The organism is Streptomyces caeruleatus (assembly GCF_001514235.1).
Lineage (GTDB): Bacteria > Actinomycetota > Actinomycetes > Streptomycetales > Streptomycetaceae > Streptomyces > Streptomyces caeruleatus.
Genome location: NZ_KQ948924.1, coordinates 496,600 through 521,519 on the forward strand (window position 1 = coordinate 496,600; position 24,920 = coordinate 521,519).

24 protein-coding genes, 1 tRNA gene, 1 pseudogene and 1 riboswitch are annotated in these 24,920 nt (G+C 71.2%); of the genes and pseudogenes, 6 read left to right on the forward strand and 20 right to left on the reverse strand.

Annotation, left to right across the window (positions count from 1 at the left end; all coding sequences use genetic code 11):
- Window position 1: 1 nt before the first annotated feature.
- Both AQJ67_RS02235 and AQJ67_RS02240 read left to right on the forward strand, forming a co-directional pair.
- Entirely contained in the window at window positions 2–1,180 is a 1,179-nt protein-coding gene (locus AQJ67_RS02235) for an amidohydrolase family protein (RefSeq protein WP_062716233.1), read from the forward strand.
- 42 nt (window positions 1,181–1,222) lie between these two features.
- A complete protein-coding gene (locus AQJ67_RS02240; RefSeq protein ID WP_062716234.1) occupies window positions 1,223–1,750 on the forward strand; it encodes an NUDIX hydrolase family protein in 528 nt (175 codons plus the stop codon).
- A 112-nt stretch (window positions 1,751–1,862) separates the two neighbouring features.
- Here AQJ67_RS02240 and AQJ67_RS02245 read toward each other — a convergent pair whose 3' ends face one another.
- Entirely contained in the window at window positions 1,863–2,213 is a 351-nt protein-coding gene (locus AQJ67_RS02245) for a DUF2218 domain-containing protein (protein WP_062716235.1), read from the reverse strand.
- A gap of 255 nt (window positions 2,214–2,468) precedes the next feature.
- Between AQJ67_RS02245 and rox the strand changes: the two genes are divergently transcribed.
- On the forward strand, window positions 2,469–3,896 hold the full coding sequence (gene rox, locus AQJ67_RS02250; protein WP_062716236.1) for a rifampin monooxygenase: 1,428 nt from the start codon (window positions 2,469–2,471) through the stop codon (window positions 3,894–3,896).
- A 63-nt stretch (window positions 3,897–3,959) separates the two neighbouring features.
- Here rox and AQJ67_RS02255 read toward each other — a convergent pair.
- The 13 genes from AQJ67_RS02255 to AQJ67_RS02320 all read right to left on the reverse strand — a co-directional run bounded on the left by AQJ67_RS02255 (window position 3,960) and on the right by AQJ67_RS02320 (window position 15,776).
- Window positions 3,960–4,033: transfer RNA gene (locus AQJ67_RS02255), tRNA-Pro, on the reverse strand.
- Window positions 4,034–4,228: 195 nt separating this feature from the next.
- Entirely contained in the window at window positions 4,229–4,588 is a 360-nt protein-coding gene (locus AQJ67_RS02260) for an MmcQ/YjbR family DNA-binding protein (protein ID WP_062716237.1), read from the reverse strand.
- Between the two features lie 380 nt (window positions 4,589–4,968).
- Window positions 4,969–5,481 carry a GNAT family N-acetyltransferase gene (locus tag AQJ67_RS02270; protein WP_062716239.1) on the reverse strand — a complete coding sequence of 171 codons (513 nt, stop codon included), beginning with the start codon at window positions 5,479–5,481 and terminating at the stop codon, window positions 4,969–4,971.
- Window positions 5,478–6,068, reverse strand: a complete 591-nt coding sequence (locus AQJ67_RS02275) for a helix-turn-helix domain-containing protein (protein WP_062716240.1) — start codon at window positions 6,066–6,068, stop codon at window positions 5,478–5,480. The genes AQJ67_RS02270 and AQJ67_RS02275 overlap by 4 nt, the downstream gene beginning before the upstream one ends.
- A gap of 61 nt (window positions 6,069–6,129) precedes the next feature.
- A complete protein-coding gene (locus tag AQJ67_RS02280; RefSeq protein WP_062716241.1) occupies window positions 6,130–7,032 on the reverse strand; it encodes a LysR family transcriptional regulator in 903 nt (300 codons plus the stop codon).
- A 37-nt stretch (window positions 7,033–7,069) separates the two neighbouring features.
- Window positions 7,070–8,263: a glycine C-acetyltransferase gene (locus AQJ67_RS02285; RefSeq protein ID WP_062716242.1), complete on the reverse strand. Its 1,194-nt coding sequence runs from the start codon at window positions 8,261–8,263 to the stop codon at window positions 7,070–7,072.
- Between the two features lie 55 nt (window positions 8,264–8,318).
- Window positions 8,319–9,347, reverse strand: a complete 1,029-nt coding sequence (tdh, locus tag AQJ67_RS02290; RefSeq protein WP_062716243.1) for an L-threonine 3-dehydrogenase — start codon at window positions 9,345–9,347, stop codon at window positions 8,319–8,321.
- A gap of 201 nt (window positions 9,348–9,548) precedes the next feature.
- Complete coding sequence (locus tag AQJ67_RS02295) at window positions 9,549–10,124, reverse strand: GAF domain-containing protein (protein ID WP_062716244.1); 576 nt, start codon at window positions 10,122–10,124, stop codon at window positions 9,549–9,551.
- Window positions 10,125–10,185: 61 nt separating this feature from the next.
- The gene (locus tag AQJ67_RS02300) at window positions 10,186–10,785 is read right to left on the reverse strand and encodes a GTP-binding protein (protein WP_062716245.1); all 600 of its coding nucleotides are present in this window, start codon (window positions 10,783–10,785) and stop codon (window positions 10,186–10,188) included.
- A complete protein-coding gene (locus AQJ67_RS02305; protein WP_062716246.1) occupies window positions 10,763–11,134 on the reverse strand; it encodes a DUF742 domain-containing protein in 372 nt (123 codons plus the stop codon). The genes AQJ67_RS02300 and AQJ67_RS02305 overlap by 23 nt, the downstream gene beginning before the upstream one ends.
- Before the next feature lie 2 nt (window positions 11,135–11,136).
- Window positions 11,137–11,571 (reverse strand): roadblock/LC7 domain-containing protein, encoded by a 435-nt coding sequence (locus tag AQJ67_RS02310; RefSeq protein WP_062716247.1) that lies wholly within the window; start codon window positions 11,569–11,571, stop codon window positions 11,137–11,139.
- A 98-nt stretch (window positions 11,572–11,669) separates the two neighbouring features.
- Complete coding sequence (locus AQJ67_RS02315; RefSeq protein WP_062716248.1) at window positions 11,670–13,928, reverse strand: sensor histidine kinase; 2,259 nt, start codon at window positions 13,926–13,928, stop codon at window positions 11,670–11,672.
- Between the two features lie 618 nt (window positions 13,929–14,546).
- Window positions 14,547–15,776 (reverse strand): MBL fold metallo-hydrolase, encoded by a 1,230-nt coding sequence (locus AQJ67_RS02320; RefSeq protein ID WP_062716249.1) that lies wholly within the window; start codon window positions 15,774–15,776, stop codon window positions 14,547–14,549.
- 180 nt (window positions 15,777–15,956) lie between these two features.
- Between AQJ67_RS02320 and AQJ67_RS02325 the strand changes: the two genes are divergently transcribed.
- Both AQJ67_RS02325 and AQJ67_RS02330 read left to right on the forward strand, forming a co-directional pair.
- The gene (locus AQJ67_RS02325; protein ID WP_062716250.1) at window positions 15,957–17,135 is read left to right on the forward strand and encodes a Glu/Leu/Phe/Val dehydrogenase dimerization domain-containing protein; all 1,179 of its coding nucleotides are present in this window, start codon (window positions 15,957–15,959) and stop codon (window positions 17,133–17,135) included.
- Window positions 17,136–17,204: 69 nt separating this feature from the next.
- A complete protein-coding gene (locus AQJ67_RS02330) occupies window positions 17,205–17,825 on the forward strand; it encodes a TetR/AcrR family transcriptional regulator (protein WP_107122765.1) in 621 nt (206 codons plus the stop codon).
- A gap of 99 nt (window positions 17,826–17,924) precedes the next feature.
- Here AQJ67_RS02330 and AQJ67_RS02335 read toward each other — a convergent pair whose 3' ends face one another.
- From AQJ67_RS02335 to AQJ67_RS02350, 4 genes and pseudogenes are all read right to left on the reverse strand, one after another.
- Complete coding sequence (locus AQJ67_RS02335) at window positions 17,925–18,710, reverse strand: SGNH/GDSL hydrolase family protein (RefSeq protein ID WP_062716252.1); 786 nt, start codon at window positions 18,708–18,710, stop codon at window positions 17,925–17,927.
- A gap of 145 nt (window positions 18,711–18,855) precedes the next feature.
- Window positions 18,856–19,463 (reverse strand): annotated as a pseudogene (locus tag AQJ67_RS02340) (DUF6250 domain-containing protein).
- A gap of 204 nt (window positions 19,464–19,667) precedes the next feature.
- Window positions 19,668–20,600: a LysM peptidoglycan-binding domain-containing M23 family metallopeptidase gene (locus tag AQJ67_RS02345; RefSeq protein ID WP_062716253.1), complete on the reverse strand. Its 933-nt coding sequence runs from the start codon at window positions 20,598–20,600 to the stop codon at window positions 19,668–19,670.
- A 2-nt stretch (window positions 20,601–20,602) separates the two neighbouring features.
- Window positions 20,603–20,772, reverse strand: a riboswitch (cyclic di-AMP (ydaO/yuaA leader).
- 299 nt (window positions 20,773–21,071) lie between these two features.
- A complete protein-coding gene (locus AQJ67_RS02350) occupies window positions 21,072–23,141 on the reverse strand; it encodes an alpha-galactosidase (protein WP_062716254.1) in 2,070 nt (689 codons plus the stop codon).
- A 180-nt stretch (window positions 23,142–23,321) separates the two neighbouring features.
- Between AQJ67_RS02350 and AQJ67_RS02355 the strand changes: the two genes are divergently transcribed.
- Window positions 23,322–24,119 (forward strand): tyrosine-protein phosphatase, encoded by a 798-nt coding sequence (locus AQJ67_RS02355; protein WP_062716255.1) that lies wholly within the window; start codon window positions 23,322–23,324, stop codon window positions 24,117–24,119.
- Window positions 24,120–24,143: 24 nt separating this feature from the next.
- On the opposite strand, the gene AQJ67_RS02360 is transcribed toward AQJ67_RS02355, so the two are convergent.
- Entirely contained in the window at window positions 24,144–24,263 is a 120-nt protein-coding gene (locus AQJ67_RS02360) for a DUF6126 family protein (protein ID WP_048579905.1), read from the reverse strand.
- A complete protein-coding gene (locus AQJ67_RS02365) occupies window positions 24,260–24,892 on the reverse strand; it encodes a helix-turn-helix domain-containing protein (RefSeq protein ID WP_062716256.1) in 633 nt (210 codons plus the stop codon). Before AQJ67_RS02365 ends, AQJ67_RS02360 begins: the two co-directional genes overlap by 4 nt.
- Window positions 24,893–24,920 lie beyond the last annotated feature (28 nt).

A 24,920-nucleotide genomic window follows, 5' to 3' on the forward strand; every position in this document is an offset into this window, starting at 1 on the left:
CGTGAGCGCCCCGGGACCGGTCCACGAGACGCTGGCGGCGCTGCCGCTGGTGGACCACCACTGCCACGGGGTCGTCACCGCTGACCTGGACCGGGACGGCTTCGAGTCCCTGCTCACCGAGAGCGAGCCCTGGCCCGGCGTCTCGCCCTTCGACACCCCGGTCGGCGTGTCCGTACGCCGCCACTGCGCACCCCTGCTGGACCTCCCCCGCCACGCCCCCGCCGACGCGTATCTGGCCCGGCGTGCGGAGCTGGGCGGGGACGAGGTGAACCGGAGGTTTCTGGCCGCCGCGGGGACACGGGCCTTCTGCGTCGACACCGGGTACACCCCGCATCCGATCACCACGCCCCGGGAACTGGCCGAGACGGCCGACGCGACCGCGTACGAGGTCGTACGGCTGGAAGTGATCGCCGAGGCGGTGGCCGCGGCCGGGGTCGAACCGGACGCGTACGCCACCGCGTTCCGCACAGCCGCCGAGGAGGCCGTACGGCGGCCCGGCGTCGTGGCCGTGAAGTCGGTGGCCGCCTACCGCACCGGCTTCGACCTGGACCCGGCGCGCACCTCGGACGCGCTGGTCACCGCGGCGGCCAGGCAGTGGCTGGCGGACGGCGGACGGCTGGTGGACCCGGTCCTGGTCCGGCATCTGCTGTGGACCGCCGTCGACCTCGGCCTCCCCCTCCAGTTGCACACCGGCTTCGGCGACAGCGACATCCGTCTGCACCGGGTCGACCCGACGCATCTGACGGACTGGCTGCACCTGACCAAGGGCACGATCCCCGTCCTGCTCCTGCACTGCTGGCCCTACCAGCGCCAGGCCGCGTTCCTGGCGGCGGTCTTCGAACAGGTGTACCTGGACGTGGGCCTCACCCTGCACCATGTCGGCCCCGCCCGGTCGGGAGCGGTCCTGGCGGAGGCGCTGGAGATCACCCCGTTCCGCAAGTTGCTGTACAGCTCCGACGCGTATGGTCTGGCCGAGTTCTACGCGCTCGGTGCGCTGGCGTTCCGCCGCGGTCTGGGCGAGCTGCTCCAGGACCGCGTGGACGCCGACGACCTGAGCCTGCCGGACGCGCTGCGGATCGCGGCGTGGACGGCCGGCGACAACGCCCGCCGCCTCTACGGACTTCCCTTACCCGACCCCGCCCCCGCCCCCGCCCCCGAACCCCGCCCGCACCGCGACTGAGCGTTCGCAATTCCCGGAAAGTATGATCAAGCAATGTCTGACATGACCGAAACCACGCCCGGCTGGCTGTCGTCCGACGAGCTGGAGCAGGCACGCGCCCGCATGCCGATCCTGTATGTCGAGGCCGTGCCCGTGCGCGTCGACGACAGCGGCGAGGTCACCAGCATCGGCCTCCTGCTGCGCATCGGACCGGACGGAACGGTCAGCCGGACCCTGGTCTCCGGCCGCGTACTGCACCACGAGCGGGTCCGCGACGCCCTGCTGCGCCACCTGGAGAAGGACCTCGGCCCGGTCGCGCTGCCCCGGGTACCTACGTCCCTGCAGCCGTTCACCGTCGCGGAGTACTTCCCGACGCAGGGCGTCACGGCGTACCACGACCCGCGCCAGCACGCGGTCTCCCTCGCCTACGTCGTCCCGGTCAGCGGTGACTGCCGCCCCCGCCAGGACGCCCTGGACCTGGTCTGGTTCAGCCCGCAGGAGGCGCTGTCCCCGGCGGTGCAGAGCGAGATGCCGGGCGGACACGGGGTGCTGCTGAAGCAGGCGCTGGCGCATGTGGGCTGCGTGGTCTGACCGGTCCCGGGGGAGGGCCTGTCCGGCGCCGTCGGCCCCGGACAGGCGAGCCGCGCCGCTGCCGACGGGGCTGCGGGTGACGGCCCGGGGTCGGCGGTCGTAGAGCGCGCGCTCAGTCCGGGCGGTGTGCCGCGTCGGGCTCGTCGCCCTTGCGCTGGGTGGTGCCGGGCTCGCCGCTGTCCCTGTGCCACTCCACCACCAGTTCGTCCTTGGCGCCGAAGCGGACGAGATGCCGGCCCACGACGTCCTCGAACAGCGCCAGACGCTCCGCGTCGGCCTCCACCGACAGCAGCAGCGCGCCCTCGGCCGCGGTCAGGGTGCCGGTCCCGCCCTGGAAGACGATCCGGCCCTCCCCCGTCGCCTCGTCCCAGCTGGTCTCGCTGCGTCGGCCCAGGTGGGACGCGAGCTGCTTGGCGTAACGCTGCGGGCGGTCGGTGGCGACGCGGGCTTCGGAGCGGGGCATGGCGTACTCCCGATGTGACGGTGGGGCGGAACACCTCCGATGGTGCCGCAGGGAGATGAACGGCAGGCACCGGACCCGGCCGCCGACGTGCGCAAGCCACGAATGCGGCCGCACGCCCCGGCAAAGACAAAGGCAAGGAGGTCACCCACTCCTTGCCACTCTCAACATATAGCGCACCGGGGGGCTTGCGGCAAGGCCCCCGTCATGCCGCAGAATCTCCGGCCGAAGCCAGTACCTGCGGAAATGGGTGTTGTGATGATCGACGTGATCGTGGCCGGCGGCGGACCGACCGGCCTGATGCTCGCCGCCGAATTGCGGCTGCACGGGGTGCACGTGGTCGTGCTGGAGAGGGACGCGGAACCGCCCCCGTTCGTGCGCTCGCTGGGCCTGCACGTACGCAGCATCGAGGTGATGGCCCAGCGCGGTCTGCTGGACCGCTTCCTCGCCCTGGGGCAGCAGCACCCGCTCGGCGGGTTCTTCGCCGGTATCCACAAGCCCGCGCCCGACCGGCTGGACACCGCGCATCCGTACGTCCTCGGCATCCCGCAGACCACCACCGACCGCCTCCTGGCCGAGCGGGCCGTGGAGCTCGGCACCGAGATCCGGCGCGGCTGCGAGCTGGTCGGGCTGAGCCAGGACGAGCACGGGGTGACGGTCGAGCTGGCGGACGGTACGCACCTGCGCTCGCGTCTCCTCGTCGGCTGCGACGGCGGCCGCAGCACGGTGCGCAAGCTGCTCGGCGTCGGCTTCCCCGGCGAGCCGAGCAGGGTCGACACGCTGCTGGGTGAGATGGAGGTGACCGCGCCGCCGGAGACGGTGACCGCCGTGGTGACCGAAGTCCGCAAGACCCAGAAGCGGTTCGGCCTCGGGCCTGTCGGGGAGGGCGTGTTCCGCGTGGTCGTGCCCGCCGAGGGGGTGGCCGACGACCGCTCGGCCCCGCCGACCCTCGAGGAGTTCAAGCGACAGCTGCGGGTGTTCGCCGACACCGACTTCGGCGTGCACTCGCCGCGGTGGCTGTCCCGCTTCGGCGACGCCACGCGGCTGGCCGAGCGCTACCGGGACGGCCGGGTGCTGCTGGCCGGCGACGCGGCGCACATCCACCCGCCGGTCGGCGGACAGGGGCTCAACCTCGGCATCCAGGACGCGTTCAACCTCGGCTGGAAGCTGGCCGCCACGGTGGCCGGCTGGGCCCCGGAGGGGCTGCTGGACAGCTACCACGCCGAGCGGCACCCGGTGGCCGCCGACGTGCTGGTCAACACCCGGGCCCAGATGGAACTGATGTCGGACGAGCCCGGCCCCCAGGCGGTGCGTCGGCTGCTGTCGGAGCTGATGGACTTCGACGACGTGAGCCGGTATCTGACCGAGAAGATCATCGCGACCGGGGTCCGCTACGACTTCGGCGAGGGCCACGAGCTGCTCGGCCGCCGGCTGCGGGACGTGCGGCTGAAGCAGAGCCGTCTGTACGAGCTGATGCACCAAGGACGCGGACTGCTCCTCGACCAGACCGGCAGGCTCTCGGCGGCGGGCTGGTCGGACCGGGTCGACCACGTCGTCGACGTCAGCGAGGAGCTGGACGTGCCCGCGGTACTGCTACGGCCGGACGGCCACGTCGCGTGGGTCGGCGACGACCAGCGGGAGCTGCTCATCCATCTGCCCACCTGGTTCGGCGCCGCGACGGACTGAGCGCGCGGCCGCCCAGCAAAAAGGGCCCTCACAGGCTCTCGCCTGCGAAGACCCTTCGCACCGTCGGGACGACAGGATTTGAACCTGCGACCCCTTGACCCCCAGTCAAGTGCGCTACCAAGCTGCGCCACGTCCCGGTGCCCGCCTGACCTGGGGTTTCCCCCGGCCGAACGTGCATGGAAACAGTACCGCACTCGGGTCGGTGGTCGCGCACTCCTTTATGCGCGGCCACCGACCTCAGCGAGCTCGCCGGCCGCAGCGTGCCCACCGCGTGCCCACCGGCTTGAGAACAGGCCGAGGTCGCGCGGCCACACCGGGTGTGCTTCGGCTCTTCACTCCCCCGTCGGCAGCCCCAATTCCGGATACGCGTCCAGCAGCCTCGTGGGTGCCGCCTGACGCCAGGAGTCGGCGAGGATGTCACGCAGCTCGTCCTCGCCCTCCAGGGCGGTCAGCCGGGCCCTCACCCAGGCGAACTGCGCCTCGTGGTCGGCGATCCAGAACTTGCCCGGCTCGGCCATCACCAGTTCGTCGCGCTCCTCCTTCGGGCAGCGCACGGCGATGGACGTCTCCTCCTCGGGCAGCGTGGCGAACATCTTGCCCGCGACCCGGAAGGTGGGCATGCTCCAGGCGATCTTCTCCGTCGTGTCCGGCAGAGAGAGGGCGATACGGCGTACGTCTTCGGCATCCGGCATGACACGCACGGTAGCCGCCGGCACTGACAATCACCTGGTGAGAGGGATTTCCGCGAACGGGGTCCTAGAAGCTGAAGTTCATGAACGCCTTCGCCATCCGCTCCGGGTCGTAGTGCCGGGGCCGCCGTAGAGGCGACCGGGTATCGGGAACCGGCCGGAGTACAGGTCGCAAGGGAACTGGTCGGCCCAACTCGGGTCCTCCTCAGCCCTGTCCAGCTCCTCCGTCGTCGCGCTGACGAACGAGATGCTCACGCCCATGGCAGTCAATCCCCCTCGGTGTACGGCTGCCGTGTGGTCGATCGACGGCGCCGAGTGTTCCACGCGGCACTGCCACCGCGCCCGTCCCTGCCACCTCGCCCCGCCGCGCCTGCCTCGCCGGGTCACACGTGCTTGTAGTAGATCGTCGCCGGCCGCAGAACTCCGTCGGGGCTGGCCGCGTAGTCGGGGATCACTCCGGCCCGGGTCCAGCCGGCCGAGCCGTACAGGCGCTCGGCGAGGCTGTCGGTCTCGGTGTCCAGGTGGAGGAGGGTGACCCCGGCGCTGATCGCCGCCTCTTCCGCGGTCGTCAGGAGGGTGCGGCCGAGGCCCTGGCCCCGGGCGTCCCGGTGCACCATCAGTTTGACCAGCTCGGCCCGGTGGCGGCTGTTGGGCTTGTCGGCGAAGGCCAGACCGACCGTGCCGACGGTCCGCCCGTCCTCGTGTGCCGCCCACACGGCCAGCTGACCGGTGGCCACGGCGGCGGCGCGCTCCTTCCACCAGGCCATGGCCGCCGTACGGTCGAGGGGGCCCAGGAATCCGACGGAGGCCCCGTCCGTCACGGTGTCCACCAGCAGGTCGGCCAAGTCCTCGGTCAGCCCCAGGAGTTGGACCTCGTCCAGTCGTGTCACGATCACGGCAGCACCACCGCCAGCACGTACCGCACCGCCTCGGGCCCGGCGCACCGGAACCGCATGGCCCCCCATACCCGCATTCGCAGACAGTCCCCGGCGTCGAGATGGTGCCCGGTCTCCTGCACCGTCACATCGAGGGCCCCTTCCAGCACCCAGATGTGCTGCTCCAACCCCGGCACGGGCGGCCGGTCGTAGGCGATGTCGGCGCCCGCTCCGAGCCGTCCCTCGACGAGTTCGGCGCGCAGCCCGGTGTGCGGCGGTGACACCGATCGGCGTACGAACCCGGAGGTGCGGTCCTCCCACACCGGCTGCTCGGCCGCCCGCACCAGCAGCGCCGTCTCGGCCTCGACCTCGCTGAGCAGCTGGGACATGGTCCGCCCGTACACATGGCACAGGCGGTTCAGCAGCGAGGCGGTAGGGCTGATCTCGGCACGCTCCGCACGGGAGAGGGTCGAGCGGCTGATGCCGCTGCGCTCGGCCAACTCGCCCAGGGACCAGCCCCGTTCGGCCCGCAATTCGGCCAGACGCCCGCCGAGACGGGCATCGACGGGGTCCATGCCTTCGACTCCGTCCGCACTTCCTTGCTTCATATCCACCTGTCTCATATCCGGGAAGCTATCCCAGATATGAGACACCGGTGTTACGGGCCGCTCACTCCCCCGCGACTTCGCCGAGCGCCGCGAGTACCGGCCGGATCAACGGGTGCCCCTCGGCGCCTCGCCGTACGGCCGCGAACACCCGGCGCGTGGGCGCCACCCCGTCCACGGGACGTACGACGACCCCAGTGAGGTCCATGCCGCGCAGCGCCGAGCGCGGCACGAGGGCCACGCCCGCGTCGGCCGAGGCGAGGGCGACGACCGCTCGGAAGTCGTCCGAGGAATGTTCGAGGCGGGGCTGGAACCCGGCGTTCTCGCAGGCCAGGACGACCACGTCATGGCAGGGATTGCCGGGGTACGGGCCGATCCAGGGGTCCTTGGCCAGCTCTGCGAGAGGGACCTCGGGGGTGTCGGCGAGCCGGTGGCTCACCGGGACGACCGCGTCGAAGGGCTCGGCGTACAGCGGTACGTGCGCCAGGCGCGGGTCGTCGGCGGGCGGTGCGCCCCGGTACTCGACGGCCACCGCGATGTCGACCTGCCGGTCCAGCACCATCGGCAGGCTGGCGTCACCCTCGGCGTCCTGAACGCGGATGCGGATGCCCGGGGACGTCCCGGCGAGGCGGGTCACCGCCGGGGCGACGACCTGGGCGATGCCGGTCGCGAACGAGGCGACGGTGACCGTGCCGGCCGCGCCCGAGTCGTACGCCGCGAGCTCCGCCTCCGCCCGCTCCAGCTGGGCGAGGACGGCGTTGGTGTGGTTGAGCAGGATCTCGCCGGCCGGGGTCAGCCGTACGCCTTTGGCGCCGCGCTCGACGAGGCGGTGGCCGGTCTCCTGTTCCAGGGCCGTGAGCTGCTGGGAGACCGCCGAGGGGGTCAGATACAGCGCGGCGGCAGCCGCCGTCACCGTGCGGTGGTCGGCCACCGCACGCAGGATGTGGAGCCGCCGCGCTTCGATCATGAGATCGATTATCGCAAGATCCGGAGCGAGCCGGACGTCAGCCTTCCAGTTCCGCCCGGGCCGCGACGAAGGCGTCCACGGCGCGGTTGACGTCGTCCGTCGAGTGCGCGGCGGACAGCTGGACGCGGATGCGGGCCTGGCCCTGCGGCACCACGGGGTAGGAGAAGCCGATCACGTAGACACCGCGTTCCAGCAGCAGCTCCGCCATCCGGCCGGCGACCGCCGCGTCACCGATCATCACGGGCGCGATGGCATGGTCGCCGGGGAGGATGGCGAAGCCCTCCTCGTTCATCCGGCGGCGGAACAGCGCGGTGTTCTCGGCCAGCCGGACGCGCAGGTCGTCCGCCGACTCCAGCAGGTCGAGGACCTTGAGGGAGGCCGCCGCGATCACCGGGGCGAGGGTGTTGGAGAACAGGTACGGCCGGGAGCGCTGGCGCAGCAGGGCGACGATCTCGGCGCGGGCCGCGACATAGCCGCCGGACGCGCCGCCGAGCGCCTTGCCGAGGGTGCCGGTGATGATGTCGACGCGGTCCATGACGCCGTGCAGCTCGGGGGTGCCGCGGCCGCCGGGGCCGACGAAGCCGACGGCGTGCGAGTCGTCGACCATGACCATGGCGTCGTAGCGGTCGGCGAGGTCGCAGATCTCGGCCAGCGGCGCCACATAGCCGTCCATGGAGAAGACGCCGTCGGTGACGATCAGGCGGCGGCGGGCGGCGGCGGCGTCCTTCAACTGCCGCTCCAGATCGGCCAGATCGCGGTTGGCGTAGCGGAATCGGCGGGCCTTGGACAGCCGGATGCCGTCGATGATCGACGCGTGGTTCAGGGCGTCGGAGATGACCGCGTCCTCGGGTCCGAGCAGCGTCTCGAAGACGCCGCCGTTGGCGTCGAAGCAGGAGGAGTACAGGATCGTGTCCTCCTGGCCGAGGAACGCGGAGAGCCGTGCCTCCAACTGCTTGTGCACCTCCTGGGTGCCGCAGATGAAGCGGACCGACGCCATGCCGTAGCCCCAGCGGTCCAGCGCCTCGTGGGCGGCGGCGACCACCTCGGGGTGGTCGGCGAGGCCGAGGTAGTTGTTGGCACAGAAGTTGAGGACCTCGCCGGGGCGACCGCCCGCGCTGACGTTGACGGTCGCGGACTGCGGGGTGTCGATGACCCGCTCGGGCTTGTGCAGACCGGCGGCGCGGATCTCGTCGAGGGTGGCGCGCAGGTCGTCGCGCACGGAGTCGAACATCGGAAAGCTCCTAGAAAAAGCAGATGACTTACGCGGGGAAGGCGTGCGCGGTGGCTCAGACGGTCCAGTCGAGGATGACCTTGCCGCCACGGCCGCTCGCCGCGTCGGCGAACGCCGCCTCGAAGTCGCGGTGGCCGTACCGGCCGGTGATCACGGGGGCGAGGTCGAGGCCGCCCTCCAGCAGCACGGACATCGCGTACCAGGTCTCGAACATCTCCCGGCCGTAGATGCCCTTGATGGTGATCATCGAGGTGACGATCCGGGCCCAGTCGACCGGGAACTCCTGCGCCGGCAGGCCGAGCATGGCGATACGTCCGCCGTGGGTCATGTTGGCGATCATGTCGCGCATCGCCTCGGGACGGCCGGACATCTCCAGGCCGATGTCGAAGCCCTCGCGCAGGCCGAGGGCGCGCTGCCCGTCGCCGATGGTCGCCTCCGACACGTTCAGCGCGAGGCTCACGCCGATCTTGCGGGCCAGCTCCAGCCGTTCCTCGCTCACGTCGGTGATCACGACGTTGCGTGCGCCCGCGTGCCGGGCCACGGCGGCCGCCATCAGGCCGATCGGGCCGGCGCCGGTGATCAGGACGTCCTCGCCGACCAGTGGGAACGAGAGCGCGGTGTGCACGGCGTTGCCGAACGGGTCGAAGATCGCGGCCACATCGAGGTCGACGGGCACCCGGTGCACCCACACATTGGCGGCCGGCAGCGCGACGTACTCGGCGAAGGCACCGTCCCGTCCGACCCCGAGGCCGATCGTGGCCCGGCACAGATGGCGGCGTCCGGCCAGGCAGTTGCGGCACTTGCCGCACACCAGGTGGCCCTCGCCGCTGACCCGCTCGCCGACGGCGATGTCACCGACGTCGCGACCCACCTCGACGACCTCGCCCACGAACTCGTGCCCGAGCACGAGCGGAGTGCGGATCGCCTGCTGTGCCCAGCCGTCCCAGGCATGGATGTGCAGATCGGTGCCGCAGATGCCGGTGCGCAGCACCTTGATCAGTACGTCACCGGGTCCGACGGCCGGTTCCGGCACGTCCGCGAGCCGGAGCCCGGGCTCCGCCTTCTCCTTGACCAGCGCCTTCACGGTACGGCTCCTGTGCGTGAGTCCCGGCCGCGGGCATGCCGAAGGCGCCCGCGGCCGGGGAGGGGGGTGGAATCGCACCTGAATCTGCCGTACGGCGGCGCCCAGGTCCATCGAGGTTTTCTTAAGCGGCGCCACAGCTTTCCTTCACGCCCTCCGCCCACCCTCGAAGGACGCCCTCAGCCCCGGCCCCGGCCCCGGCTGCTAGAGGGGCAGCCCGTCCGCCGCCCGTCGCTCCAGCCGCATCGCCAGCTCCGCGGCGGACGCCTTGATGGTCTCCAGGCCCGCCTTCCCCCACGGCCGCGGCTCCACGTCGACGACGCACACCGTGCCCAGCGCCATCCCCGTGGAGTCGATGAGCGGGGCACCCAGATAGGAGCGGATGCCGAACTCGTCGACGATCGGGTTCCCGGCGAACCTCGGATAGTCGCGGACATCCTCCAGCACCAGCGCCTTGTGTCGGACGACCACATGGGGGCAGAACCCATGGTCGCGCGCCATATGGCGGCCCAGCTGCGGTTTGGTGTCGTCGCTCCGGGCGAGGCTCACGGTCGGCCGCACATGCAGACCGGCGAAGAACTGCCGGTTCTCGCCGATGAAGTTGACCATGGCGTACGGCGCCCCGGTGAGCTCGGCGAGGTGGTCCGCGAAGACGTCCAGGGCCGGATCGGGGTGTTCCCCCAGACCCAGTTGGAACAGCCGCCGTGCGCGGGCGGGGGCCTCCTTGTCCTCGGGGGTGAGCAGCAGGCGAGCGACCGGGTGGGGTGGGCCGTGGCTCATGGGCGGATTCCGTCGCTGTGGGCGTAGGTCATATGCGGCTCCGTGCTGGTGTGTGCGGATGTCACATGTGGGCGCCGTGACTCGGCGCGGGTGCCGGCGCGTGGGCGATGAGGTGCCGGACCAGGGTCAGCAAGGTCTGGACACCGGAGCTGGAGATCCGGGCGTCACAGCGGACGACCGGGATCTGCGGGTCGAGATCGATCGCTGCTCGGACCTCCTCCGGGTCGTAGCGGTGGGAGCCGTCGAACTCGTTGATCGCGACGATGAAGCCGAGGCCTCGTTGCTCGAAGAAGTCGACGGCGGCGAAGCAGTCCTCCAGGCGCCGGGTGTCGGCGAGGATGACCGCGCCGAGCGCGCCCTCCGAGAGCTCGTCCCACATGAACCAGAACCGTTCCTGTCCGGGCGTGCCGAACAGGTACAGGACATGTTCCGGATCGAGCGTGATGCGGCCGAAGTCCATGGCCACCGTCGTCTCGACCTTGTTCTCGATGCCTTCGAGGTTGTCGGTCGCAGCGCTGACCGTGGTGAGCAGCTCCTCCGTGCTGAGTGGCGCGATCTCGCTCACCGCGCCGACGAAAGTCGTCTTGCCGACCCCGAACCCTCCTGCCACCAAGATCTTCAGTGCGGTGGGGAAGGGGTCAGAGCTGTCGTCGTAGTCCATCGAGCACTGCCTCCAGAAGGGCCCGGTCAGTCGGGTTGTGGTGGAACTCGGGGGGCTTGGTGGTGAGCGCCCCGCAGTCGACGAGGTCCGACAGCAGCACCTTGGTGACCGCGGCCGGCAGCTTCAGGTGGGCGGCGACCTCGGCGATCGAGACGGGGGCGCGGCACAGGTCGAGTGCCTGCTCGTGCTCGGGGCCGAGGTAGCCGAGGGGGGTCGCCCCGGTGGCCATGACCTGCGACATCAGATCGAGCGCGATGGTGGGCCGGGTACGGCCGTTGCTGACCGTGAAAGGGCGCACCAGCCGTCCGGCCGCGTCGTCGAGCCAGGGCCCGTCGCCGGCCGCCGTCACGTTCAAGGCCTCATCGCCGAGGGTTCGACGGAGTGCTGCCGGGGTGCGGTGACCAGGTAGGGGCGGACGCTCTTGACCAGCATCGCCATCTCGTAGCCCAGCACCGCCGCGTCGGCCTCGCGGCCGGCCAGCACGGCGAGACAGGTGCCGGAACCGGCGGTCGTGACGAAGAGCAGGGTCGAAGCGAGTTCGACGACAACCTGGCGCACGTCTCCGCCGTCGCCGAACCGGACCCCGGCGCTGCGGCCCAGGGAGTACAGGCCGGAAGCCAGGGCGGCCATGTGGTCCGCGCTGTCCGGGTCGAGGCCGTGAACCGACTTCACGAGCCCGTCGCAGGAGAGGAGCACCGCACTGGTGGTGTGCGGGACACGCTGCACGAGGCCGCTCATCAGCCAGTCGAGATCGGAGACATGAGCGGTCGGCGCTTCGCTCGCCATGATGGATCGACTCCTTGAGGTACGAAGGTCAGCGGGAGCGCTGGGGGTGGGGGTGGGGGTGGATTGCCAGGCGGACGTCGAGCTGGTCACGGTCGTGGTCATCCGGCCGGTGCGCTCCCGTCGTGCCAGGGGGTGTGGTCGGGGCCGGGGGTGGGCCCGGGGTGGGTCTCGGTGAGGTGGGACGGGTCCATGGACGCCGGGCGCAGATGTGTGGGCTGTGATTGCTGAGCTGGCTGCACCCGCCCCGCGTCGAGGCCCGTCGCCTCCAGGTGGACCGACGCCGGGCGCATGAACTCCAGGCGGGTCGGATCCGGGGCGGGGGGCTGGTTCGGTGAGGGGGTGTAGGCGGACGTGGTGCCTTGAGTGCTGGCGGTGTGTGCCGAGTCCATGTGGGCTGCGTCCATGTGGGCCGACTCCATGTGCGCCGACTCCATGTGCGCCGACTCCCCTTGCGCGGACTCCATGTGCTGCTGCGTCTCGGCGAGCCCGATTCCCCGCTGGAACGCGGCCATCAGTCCCGGGTCGTGCCCAGCAGGCTCGTCGGTCTCCTGACGTGGCACGGGCGCGCTCCGCAGCTGGGGCACGATGTGTTCCTGGGCCCGGCGCCGGGGCAGTTGGGGCTTGCCCATGGTGCCGCGGACGGTTCCGGTGCGCGGGGTCGGCGGCGCGACGGTGTTCTCGGCGACGATCCGACGTTCGTCGGGCCTGATGCCCGGCACGGCCTCCGCCGGGTTGGCCCGCTCCTCACGAGCGCCGCGCACGGGCAGCGGGGCCGGCCCGTTGCTGTGAGCGCCGGAGGGCGCACTCCAGCCACCGGACTGCGGCTGCGGCTGGGGCTGGGGCTGGGGCTGCGGCTGTTGCCGAGGTGGCACGCCCGCCGACGTCTCGGCCACACCCCGCTGCCCGCCCTCCGACGCGACCGATGCCGCGGCGGCGGAGGAGGTGGCGGATCCGGCCGACGTGGGCTGCCGATGCTGCTGCGGCGGCACGGAGGCCTGCTGCGAACGCGCCTGCTGCGTGGGGCGCGACGGTACGGCCCCGCCGGCACCCGGGCCGACACCGCCACCGCCACCGGCACCGGCACCCGCACGGCCACCGGCCACCCCTGCCGGATCCTGCGCCCGCGGCGCACCGCCACGCCGGCCCTCCGGCTCCGCCCCCAACAACCCCTGCGGCACGACGAGTACGGCTTGGACGCCGCCGTAGATGTTGGTCTGGAGCCGCACATGGATGCCGTGCCGCTTGGCGAGCTGGGAGACGACGAACAGTCCGATGCGTCCGTCCGCCAGCAGGCTGGCGACGTTGACCTGGTCGGGGTCGGCGAGCAAGGCGTTCATACGGTTCTGCTCACCGACGGGCATGCCCAGCCCGCGGTCCTCGACCTCGACGGCGAGGCCCGAGGTCACGAGGTTGGCCCGGAGCAGCACTTGGGTGTGCGGGGCGGAGAACACCGTGGCGTTCTCGACCAGTTCGGCCAGCAGGTGGATGACGTCGGCGACGGCGTGTCCGCGCAGGGTGCCGTCGATGGGCGGCACGAGCTTGACCCGAGAGTACTGCTCGACCTCCGCGATGGCCGAGCGCAGCACCTCGGTCATGGAGACCGGGTTGCTCCACTGGCGGCGGGAGACGGCGCCGCCGAGCACGGCGAGGTTCTCGGCGTGGCGGCGGATGCGGGTGGCGAGGTGGTCGACGTGGAAGAGGCCCTTGAGCAGGTCGGGGTCCTCGATCTCGTTCTCCAGCTCGTCGAGGATGGAGATCTCGCGGTGGACGAGCGACTGGAGGCGCCGGGCGAGGTTGACGAAGACCTCGAGTTTCTGTTCGCTGCCCGCCTGGCTGGAGAGCTGTGAGGCCTGGACCACCGCGCTGACGGCGCCGTCGTGGGCGCGGGCCAGGTCGGAGGCGAGCAGTTCGAAGTCGTCGGCGCCGTCGGGCGGACCGCTACGTGGTTTGCGCTTCGGCGGGCCGTCACCGCGGCGCAGTGCTTCGACGAGGGTGCGCAGATCGGCCTCGCCGCGTGCGCTGTTGCGGCGCAGTGCTCCGATGCGGTCGCTCACTGATCTGGCGGTGCGGTTGGCGGCGACCGCGGCGATCAGGATGCCCGCCACGGTCACCGAGACAGCGCCGGCCAGCACGGCCCACAGGGTGAGGCTCGGCCGTGCCCCGGTGGAGCGCACGACGAACAGCACGGCCGCGCAGGCGCTGAGGGTCACCGCGACTGGTGGCAGCACTGCCAGGCGCAGCAGTTGGGGCCGTATATGGGTCTCGGGCAGCGCGGTGGCGGTGCGGGCGGCCGGGCGCCCGTGCCGTCCGCCCTCACGGCGGTCTGCGCGCGCGGCCGGGGCGCGGAGTTGAGACATCAGGGTCCTCGTACTGGTCCGTCGGTCGGGGCCTTGGGAGTGCGCGCGGTCTGCGCGGCCCGGGGCATGCGCCATCGCGATGTCGGTCGACGGAGCCGACGAATTCGGCTCCGTGTCGCCCAACGGACACTGACAGTAGTCGCCTCCGCATCAAGTGCGGTGGGCAGTTGACAAAGTCCCGCAGGCAGCGTCCCGCTCTGGTATGAGGTCTCGTACGACAGACCGATAACCAGCTCCACCGTTCGCCCACAACGAGCTATCGAACGATCGGACCTGGTCAGAAGTGCTCAGGAAGCAAAGTCGAGCGGCGGGGCGCTTCAGCCGCCGCATGCGTCGCGGGCCCCTGATTCCCTCGCCGCGGCAGCCCCGGCCGGGACGATTCAGCACTGCACGCGCACCGTTCAGCGACCCCGGTCACGTCACGGGCCGTATCCGCGCACAAGACTGTGCGAGCGCCCTGAAGAGCTCCCACGCGCCCCGCGCGAACCACTTCGGAAGGGCGCCGGAAGAACAGCGGGCGCCCGATGGGGCGCCCGAACGAGTCCGGCACTGCCCGCACACACCACGGCGGGCCCTGCCGGTGCACAACCGACGGGGCCCGCCAAAGCCGGGGGCGCGCTACCCGACCGCCACGCTGTCAGGCTTCTCCGGAGTGTCCGGCGTGTCAGGCGCGTCGGTCGCGTCGGTCGCGTCCGGCCCCGGCGCGACCGGCGGCCAGGTCGGCCATCCCCCGGCGGGCTCCTCGGCCGCCGCACGCCACCACGGCGTCACGGGCGGCACCGAGGCGGGCTCGAAGGGCTCGCCGCAGACGGGCGCCGCCATGGTGACCCCGGCCTTGTGCGTGGCCCGCATGGTCCGCTCCGCCGGTTCGGCCCACGGGTGCGTCGCCAGGTTGAAGGTGCCCCAGTGGATGGGCAGCATGACGCCCGCGGCCGGATCGCCGCCCTGCAGGTCGAGGTGGGCCCGGACGCCCTCGTCCGGCGTCATGTGGATGTCGGGCCAGAAGTCCGAGTAGGCGCCCAACTGGATCATCGTGGCGTCGAACGGGCCGTGTTCGGCGCCGATGTCCTTGAAGCCCTCGAAGTATCCGGTGTCGCCGCTGTGGTAGATCCGGTGCTCGTCCGAGGCAACGACCCAGGACGCCCAGAGGGTGTGCTGGGTGTTGCGCAGGCCCCGGCCGCAGAAGTGGCGGGCCGGGGTGGCCGTCAGGGTGAGGCCGCCGATCTTCGTCGTCTCGTGCCAGTCCAGCTCGCGCAGCCGGTCGGCCGAAACGCCCCAGTGTTCGAGGTGGGCGCCGACGCCGAGCGGTACGGCGAACAGCGTGTCCGTGCCGACCAGCGCCTTGATCGTGGGCAGGTCGAGGTGGTCGTAGTGGTCGTGCGAGATGACGACGACGTCGACCGGCCCGAGCGCGGCGAGAGGGAGTGGCACGGGGTGCAGCCGCTTGGGCCCGGCGAAGGGGAACGGCGAGCAGCGCTCGCCCCACACGGGGTCGAAGAGCACCCGGTGCCCGTCGATCTCCGCGAGGACGCTGGAATGCCCCATCCAGGTCAGGCGCAGTCCGCCGACGGGCGGTTTCGCCAGGTCGGCGTAGGTGGTGGGGTGGATCGGCACGGGGGACTTCGGAGCGCGGCGGGGCCGGGTGTCCCGGTCGAAGAAGACCTTGGCGAACTCCAGCATCGATCCGGACGGTCTGGTGCGCGCGACGCCCCCGGGGTTCTGGAAGACCCCGTCCCGGAAGTGCGGCGATCTGCGGATGCGCGCCATGCGCTCACCGCTCGGGTCCACACCGAAGGCCTCGGGCCGCAGGGCACGCAGCCCGGAGCTCGGGAAACGGAAACCGGCCACGGTACCTCCAGGTGGAGTCGGTGAGAAATTCCATTATGGTCGGCCCCTCCGACAACCCCGGACACCCCCTGGTCCATTCCGCTCCGCCCCTACGTTGACATGTCCCCACCCACCTCCGATACTGACCCATCGTTCAGTAAGCGCGCGGCACGCGGCTCCCGCCCCTCCCCCGGAGACCCCATGACCACCCCCCTGCTGTCGCTCACCTGGACCGACGACGTCACCGGCCGCCAGGGCTTCCTGGTCATCGACCGGCTGGTGCGCGGTGTGTGCAGCGGTGGGCTGCGCATGCGGCCGGGTTGTACGTCGGACGAGGTCGCCGGGCTCGCCCGCGGCATGAGCCTGAAGGAAGCGCTGCACTACGACCCCGAGGCACGGTACGTCCCGCTGGGCGGCGCCAAGGGCGGCATCGACTGCGATCCCCGGGATCCGGAGGCGTACGGGCTCCTGGTGCGTTATCTGCGGACGATGCGGCCGTACATCGAGAGTTTCTGGACGACGGGTGAGGACCTCGGGCTCACCCAGGACGTGGTCGACCGGGCGGCGGCCGAGGCGGGGCTCGTCTCGTCCGTGCAGGCCGTGTATCCGCTGCTGGACGACGAGGCCGGCGCGCGTCGGCGGCTCGCGGAGGCGTTCGCGGTCGAGGTGGACGGCATCGGGCTGGACGAGCTGGTCGGCGGCTGCGGGGTCGCCGAGTCGGTGCTCACGGCGCTGGACCGGGCCGGTGTGCCGTGCTGGCGGACCCGTGTCGCCGTGCAGGGCCTCGGGACGATGGGCGGGGCCACGGCGCGCTTCCTCACGCGCGCGGGGCTCACGGTCGTGGCCGTCGCCGACATCAAGGGCACGATCGCCAACCCGGCGGGTCTCGACGTCGAGAGCCTGCTGGCGGCGCGGGACGCTTACGGCACTGTCGACCGCGCCGCGCTGCGCCGGGGCGACCGCGAACTGCCGGGCGAGGCCTGGCTGTCGGTCGAGGCCGAGGTGCTGGTCCCGGCGGCCGTCTCGTATGCGATCGACGCCGCGAACCAGGGGCGCGTCACCGCCCGCTGGATCGCGGAGGCGGCCAACATGCCGGTACGGCCGGACGCGGAGGAGGCGCTGGCCGCGCGGGGCGTCACGGTGCTGCCGGACGTCGTGGTCAACTCGTGCACCAACGCCTGGTGGTGGTGGACGCTGTTCGGCGACATCGGCCCCTCCGCGGAGGAGGCGTTCGCCCACACCCGGCGCTCGATGCGCGCCTTGACCGACCTCACCCTGGCCCGCGCGGAGGCCGACGGCACGACGCCCCGGGCGGCCGCGCACGCCATCGCGGAGGACCGGCTGCCGGTGATCGCCGAGCGGTTCGGCCGGCATCGGTGACGCAGGTCGAGGGGCCCTGCCCCGGCCTCGGCCCGGGAACCGCCCGTGGCGAGGCCTTAGGGTGACCGGGTGGCGAGAGTGCGGTTGAGCGTGGCGGAGCGGCGCGAGGAGTTGCTGCGGGCCGCTGTGGAGCAGATAGAGGCGCGGGGCGTGGCGGCGGTGCGGATCGCCGACGTGGCCTCGGCGCTCGGCGTGAGCAACGCGCTGGTGCTCTATCACTTCGCCACGAAGGAGAAGCTGGTCGCCGCCGCGTTCACCCACGCGGCGGAGGGCGACCTGACCCAGCTGCGCAAGATCCTCGGCCGCCGTACGACGGCGCTGCGACGGCTGCGGACGGCCGTGCGCTGGTATGCGCCGACCGGTCAGGCCAAGGGCTGGCGGCTGTGGATCGAGGGCTGGGCGGGGGCGTTGCGTGAGCCCGCGCTGCAGGAGGTCACGCGGGACCTGGACCGGCAGTGGAAGGGCGCCATCGCCGAGGTCATCGCGGAGGGCGTGGCCGCGGGCGAGTTCGTCTGCGCGGACCCCACCGGCACGGCCCTGCGGCTCACGGCCCTCCTCGACGGGCTCGCCGTACAGCTGACGTCGTACCGCGGCGCGGTGTCACGCGCGCGTGCCCAGGAGTGGGTGGACGAGGCGCTGGCCCGGGAACTGGGGCTGGAGCGGGAGGCGTTGACGGCGTCGGCGCGGTGAGGTCGTCGATCAACGCGCGGCCGGTTCATCGCGGCCACGACAGCCGTGTGGGCCGCGCCCCCGGACAGGACACGGCCCCCACCTGAACGAAGCGGCGCTTCAAGCCACCGATTCGATCCGCATCTTGATGTCGTCCGGGGAGAGCGCGCCCTTGGCGGTCACATGGTCCCCCGACGACTCGCCGCGCAGGCGCCGCCCGATCCACGGCACCAGGTACTCACGCGCCCAGTGGACGTCGTCCCGGCGGATCTCCAGGGTGCCGCGGGGCGGGAGCGGCGGCCAGGGCTGGTCGGGGTCGGCCGGCACCTCCAGGCCGAGGACCTGGCCCGCGCGGAGCGCCACGCGCGTGTGCCCGTCGGCAGACAGGTGGAGCCGGTCGCCGTCCCAGGCCCGTCGGTCCTGAACGGTCTTCAGGGACCACAGGTCGAGCACCGGACAGTCGTACCGGTCGGCGATGGCCCGCACATGACCGTTGTATGTGGCGATCTTGCCGCGCAGATGTTTCAGCACGGGCACGCCACGGGTGTCGAAGCCGGTCGTCACCATGACGGTGCCGACGGCGGAGGTGAGCCGGATGATCGCCCGCTCGAAGCGCTCGGCCACCTCGTCGGGGTCGGTTCCGGGTCGGATGATGTCGTTGCCGCCCGCACAGAACGAGACCAGGTCCGGGGCCAGTTCGACGGCCCTCGGAAGCTGGTCCTCGACGATCTGGTCGAGCAGTTTGCCGCGTACGGCGAGGTTCGTGTAATTGAAGTCGCCCTCGGGGCGCCGGTCAGCGAGCAGGACCGCGAACCGGTCGGCCCAGCCGACGAACGCCCCGTCGGGGCCGGGGTCGCCGACGCCCTCGGTGAAGCTGTCCCCCACCGCAACGTACGACCCGATCACTGATCTGCTGTCACTCTTCGAATCGTCTGCCACATCGGCACATGATTCACCTTCGAATGTGACCTACGCGACCGTAGGCAAGGGTTGACTAGCGGTGAGATAAGCCACTTCTAAAGGGTTCACCAAACGTGGAATATCCCTCCGATCAGGGGTGTTGTGGGCGCAGCCGCCATACTCGGAAGTCGCTGACCCGGAAGTGGCTCCACACGGTCCGGAAGGCGAAGTGCCCACTGGTGTACGGCTCCTGGCCGGTGTAGTCGAAGATCAGCGGCCGGACCCCGGCCTCGCCGACGTACCGGCGCAGTCGTGTCGTGGTGTTGTAGTTGGCGCCGTAGGCGGCGTAGTACGTCTTGACGTGGTCCTCCAGCGCGCCGCTGCGCGGGGTGGCGAAGAGGTCGTCCGGGGAGCGGACGTCGAGGGCGTTCCAGAAGTTGTTGAGGTCGCAGACACGGTCGTTGGGACCGCCGGCCGAGACGGCGGTGGCCGTGTACTCGAGGACGTACGGTCCTTCGAGCCGCTTCTTGAACCACACCGTCGCCCCGCTCGGTACGTCGATCTCCAGCACACCGCGTGCGGCGGTGACGGTGCCGCCGTCCTGCAACTCGGTCACCCACTGGCCGAGGCCGTGGCAGAAGTCGTCGTGGGCGATCAGCCGGCGGCGGGCCGGGGCCGCACTCGCCGCGCCGGCGGGGCGAGCGCCCCGAGGGCGGCACCTGCGACCAGGACTCCGAATGCTCTGCGCGTGGTCGTCACGGGAAGGGCTCTTTCGCTGGGGCGATGACGTAGAAAGCGCTTGCTCCAACCGATCGGAGATCACTCTCCCCTCATCACCCCCGCGCTGTCGACATCCCGACCGGTCCCGGGCCACCTCTTCCGCACGCACCGAAGGCCGGACCCGGGGATCGAGGTCCGGCCTTCGGTTGCGTGTCAGGCAGGTGGTTCGGGCGGCGTGCCGCGTCAGCCGATGGCGACGCCCTTCGAGCGGAGGTAGGCGACCGGGTCGAGGTCCGAGCCGTAGTCCGGCGTGGTGCGGATCTCGAAGTGCAGGTGCGGGCCGGTCACGTTGCCGGTCGCGCCGGAGAGGCCTATCTGCTGGCCCGCCGTCACGGTCTGGCCGCTCGAGACGGAGAGCGACGACAGGTGGGCGTACTGGGCGTAGTAGCCGTCGGCGAGCTGGATGACGACCTGGTTGCCGTACGCGCCGCCCCAGCCGGCCGAGACGACGGTGCCCGCGCCGACCGCCTTCAGCGGGGTGCCGGTGGGCGCGACGAAGTCGACGCCGGTGTGGTAGCCGCTCGACCACATGCTGCCCGCCACCTTGTACCCGGTGCCGACGGAGGCGCCGGAGACGGGGGCGGAGAAGCCGCTGGAGGTGGCGGCGTTCTCGGCGCTCTGGGTGGTCGTGGTCTTCTGCGCCGCGGAGGACTTCGAGGCGGTCGAGTCGGCGGACGACTCGGAGGAGGAAGACGAGGAGGAAGACGACGACTTGGGGGCGCTCGTCGTGGCCTTCTTGCCGCTGAGCGAGAGCTTCAGGCCGGGGTGGATCAGCGACGGGTCGGCGCCGACGGCCTCGCGGTTGTCGGCGTAGAGCTTCTTCCAGCCACCGGTGACGTTCTGCTCGTCGGCGATCTTCGAGAGGTAATCGCCGACCTTCACCGAATAGGTCCGCGGGCCGGCCTTCTTGTCGGAGGCCTTCTTCTCGACGGCCTTCTTCTCGGCGGCCGGAAGGGACTGAACGGCCTTTTCCGAAACGGACTGCGAGGGAGCGGCGTGGGCGCCGGTGGCACCGATGAGCGGGAGAGCGAGAGCGGCTCCACCGGTTCCGGCGACGGCGATGGAGCGGGTGAAGCGCAGGGACTTCGGGCGGCGGTGCTTACCCTTCGCGGGCATGGCGAATTCCTCTCCGGCGCCTACGAGGTGAGCTGTCGGGTGCGGGCTGGAGATGCCCGGTCACGTCGGGACGCGACTTGACCCCAAGCCTGTTCCAGGAGACCGGAACAGGCGGTTGTACCTGTGGGTCCCCCGCTCCTGCCGTTCACGGGTGAGTTTGCGCGGACTCCGGTCGGCGGCAGGATTCGGCGTCCGTCCGGATTGGTGGCGAACGTAAGCGAGGAAGACGCAAGGGAACAAGTGAGGGGTTCCGTCCGAATGCGTTCCTGTTGATCCCTTGTGGGAATTACCCGTCACCCTGCGTGAATTATCGGGGCTTCGCCGGACCCAAAACCCCTTGAAAAGCACGTGCATTACATGGACATGACGGGCGACGCACGGTCACGGATATGACGCTCCTCACGTGACGTGGCTCCACCTTCCTTTACTCCAGAGCGAGTTGGAACGAAGGCGCCAATTCGGACAGAAACCCTAGATGCGACGCAGCCGGATAACCGTCGCATCAAGGTCGCCACGCAAGCCGGTGCGAAGTCCGTGATGCGCCAGTACGGCACCTCGGTGAATTTCGCCCGTTTCAAGGCATTCATACGACACTGTCGGGTCGAGGGCGCGCAAGCGCAGTGCCGGGACGGGCTCGCCGAAGCTCTGCGCCTGAAGCCAGGCGAAAACGACCGTTTCATCCCCAAGTGCGTACTGCACCGCACTCAGCCCGCCCCGCGGCTCCCGCAGCCGGTACTGGTCGCCGCGCTGCACCACAGGCCGGATCTCCTTGTAGAGGGTCACCCACTCCCGGGCCTCGGCGAGTTCCTCCTCGGTCCACCGGGTGAGGTCGCCGCCGACGCCGAGCACCCCGGCCATGGCGCTCACGAACCGGAAGCGCAGGGAGCTGGCCCGGTGGTTGAGCATGGCGTTCGGGCTGTCGGTGACCCAGGCGGCCATGGCCCGGGCCGGGTGGAGCTGGCTGAAGCCGTGCTGGACGGCGAGCCGGTCCAGGGGGTCGGTGTTGTCCGAGGTCCACACCTGGTCCGTGCGGCTCAGCACGCCGAGGTCGATCCGTCCGCCGCCGCCCGAGCAGGACTCGAAGGCGACGCCGGGGTGGGCCGCGCGCAGCCGGTCCAGCAGACCGTACAGGGCGCGCACATGGTCGACCCACAGACGCTGCGGGTACGGCTCGCCTGGCCAGCCGGCGTCGGTGAAGCAGCGGTTGAAGTCCCACTTCACATAGTCGATCGGGGCACTGGAGAGGATCTGGTCGAGCCGCTCCCAGAGGTACTCCTGGACGTCGTCACGCGCGAGGTTGAGTACGAGCTGATTGCGGAATTCCGTCCGCTTTCGTCCCGTTTGATGCTGAACCCACTCCGGATGGGCGCGGTACAACTCGCTGTCCGGATTGACCATTTCCGGCTCGACCCAGATGCCGAACTGCATGCCGAGCGCGTGCACGTACTCGGCGAGCGGCTTGAGACCGGACGGGAAGCGGTCCGGGTTGGGCGTCCAGTCGCCGAGGCCCGCCCGGTCACTGGTACGCGTCCCGAACCAGCCGTCGTCGACGACGAACAGTTCGACACCGATGGCCGCGGCCCGCCGCGCGAGCAGACTCTGCTGCTCCTCGGAGATGTCGAACTCCGTCGCCTCCCAGGAATTGAACAGCACCGGCCGGTCCTGGTCGGCGTCCGGGATCACGTACGCGCGCTGGTACGCGTGCCAGGCGCGGCTCGCCCCGCCGAAGCCGCCGTCGCTCCACAGACCGGCGAAGACGGGCGTGGTGAAGGACTCCCCCGGCGCCAGCCTCAGCAGGCCCGAGTCGTCGTGTCCGGCCCCGCCGGTGATCTGTACGCGCGCGTCGGGGAGTTGTGCGACGGCGATGCGCCAGGACCCGGACCAGCCGAGGGCGCAGCCGTAGACCTCGCCGCGCTCCTCGGTGGCGTCCGTGTCGAGGGCGACCCACGGCAGGTGCTGGTGGCCGGTGTGCCCGCGGCGGCTGCCGATGACCTTCTCACCGTAGGTGAGGGGAGCCCGCGCCAGCCGGGACTCGGCGCCCCAGCGGCCGTGCAGCTGGGACAGCCGCCACTCCTCCCGGTCCGGCAGCGTCCAGGTGGCCGAGTCGGCGCGCAGCAGCTCCAGGGCGGGCCCCTGGTTGTCCAGGGTCACCCAGCGCTCCACGACGTCCCCGCGCATCCGGTAGTGCAGGGTGACGGTCAGCCCGTCGTCACAGAACCGCAACCGCAGCTCGTCGCCCTCGGTCTCGTACCGCTCGAAACCCCACTCGGTGCCGCGCCGCTCCTCGGTGCGCACGGACAGGGCGGGTCGTACGAAGCGGGGGCCGCCCTCGACCGGGTACTCCTCGCGTCCGTCGAGCGGGGACTCGAAGGGCCAGTACTCCGGCAGCGGCCGTACGGCGAGGGCCTCGGCGTCGGCGAGCGCGATCCGCGGTCCCCAGTGAAGGTGCAGGAGCTCGTCGGCGTCGGTCAGATGGACGGCGTAACTGCTGGTCGGCCCGGTCAGGAGCCAGGTACGGCCGTTGTCGGAGATCTCCAGCATCAAGCCCTCACAGAGACGAACAGGTGCGATCAAGTACCAACATCATCAAGGCCCGCGCGCTCCTGAGGCAACGCCTGTGGACAACTCATTGCCCCAGGAAGCCATGTCGTATGGTCGAGAGCGCACCCCGTCGGCCGCACTGCCGAGCCGCGCCGCCGGGGACGACTGGGAGGAGCCCCCGTGACGCAGCAGATCCCGTCGACCGAGCCCGAACTGGCCGGAGTTCGTAACTTCCGCGACGTGGGCGGACTGCCGACCGTGGACGGACGGCGGGTGCGGCACGGGGTCCTGTTCCGCAGCGGCCACCTCGCGCACGCGACGGACGACGACGCGACCTTCCTCGGCTCCCTCGGGCTGCACACGATCTTCGACTTCCGCAACGCGGCGGACCAGAAGCTCGAAGGCGCCGATGTGGAGCTGCCGGGGGTGCGCAATGTGAACCTGCCGCTGTCCGACCCCGCGGACGGCGCGGAGTTCTGGAAGATGGTCCGCGACGGCGACATCGAACAGCTGCGGCAGATCCTCGCGGACGGCAAGGGCGCGGGCCGGATGATCGCCTCCTACCGGACGATCATCAAGGAGCGCACCGCCGAGCACTCCCAGGTACTGCACGCGCTCGCGGAGGACAGCGTCCCCGCGCTGATGCACTGCGCGGCCGGCAAGGACCGCGCGGGCCTGTCGATCGCCGTGACGCTGCTCGCCCTCGGCGTCGAGCGCGAGGCGATCATCGCCGACTACCTGGAGTCCAACGCCAAGCACCGCCGCTACAAGGTGCGCCGCAGCGGCAGCGACGCGGCGGCCTACTCACCCGAGGTCATGGAGCTGCTCAGCCCGCTGTTCGACGCCCGGGCCGAGTATCTGGCGGCGGCCTTCGAGACGATCGACGAGACGTGGGGCGGCGTGGACGCCTATCTGGAGCAGGGCCTGGGGATCACCCCGGAGCTCCGGGAGCGGCTGCGGGAGCGCCTGCTCGACTGACGACGTCCGGCCACACGCCTGCGCCTACTTCGCGCCCACCTCGAACAGCAGGTAGATGAAGGCCGCGAAGACGTGCCCCACCGCGATGTAGATGATGAGCCGCACCCACAGGGCGCGCGGGAACTTCTCCTCCAGGTTGCTCATGGCATCTCTCCAGGGGTGGGGCCGAGGCACAGCGTGGCCGTGGGGCTCTGCAGCAGGGTGTGGACGAACAGCAGCTCGACCCCGCCCGGGTCCTGGGCGGCGATGCGGTGCGGGGTGAGCGAGTCGAAGTGTGCGCTGTCGCCGCGCGCGAGCCGGTGCGTGGTGTCCCCGAGGCGCAGCCGCAGCCTGCCGTCGAGGACGTGGAGCCACTCCTCCCCCGGATGCACACGCACGATGTCGCCCTGCGAGCCGTACGGCACATGGACCCGCAGGGCCTGCATCCCGCGCCCGGGCGCGCCCGCCTGCCAGTACGTCCAGCCGCCGGCCGCGGTCGGCTCCATGTCGGCCGCGCGCACCACGGCGTCCCGGTCGGCGACCGTCTCGCCGAGCAGCTCGGAGACCGTCGTACCGTAGATACGCGCGAGCGCGAGCAGCATCGGCAGCGAGGGCTGGCGCTGCCCGGTCTCCAGACGGGAGAGATGCGCGGGCGACAGCCCGGCTGAGCGGGCGGCGGCCTCCAGGGTGAGGGAGGCGCGGCGGCGCAGCGCGCGGAGCTGGGGCGCGACGACGGGCAGGGCGTCGACCGGCCCCGTCGCATCGGCCTCCGGCTCGTTTTCGGGAGAGCTCATGCTCCCCATTCAGCCCGAGCCTTGCCTC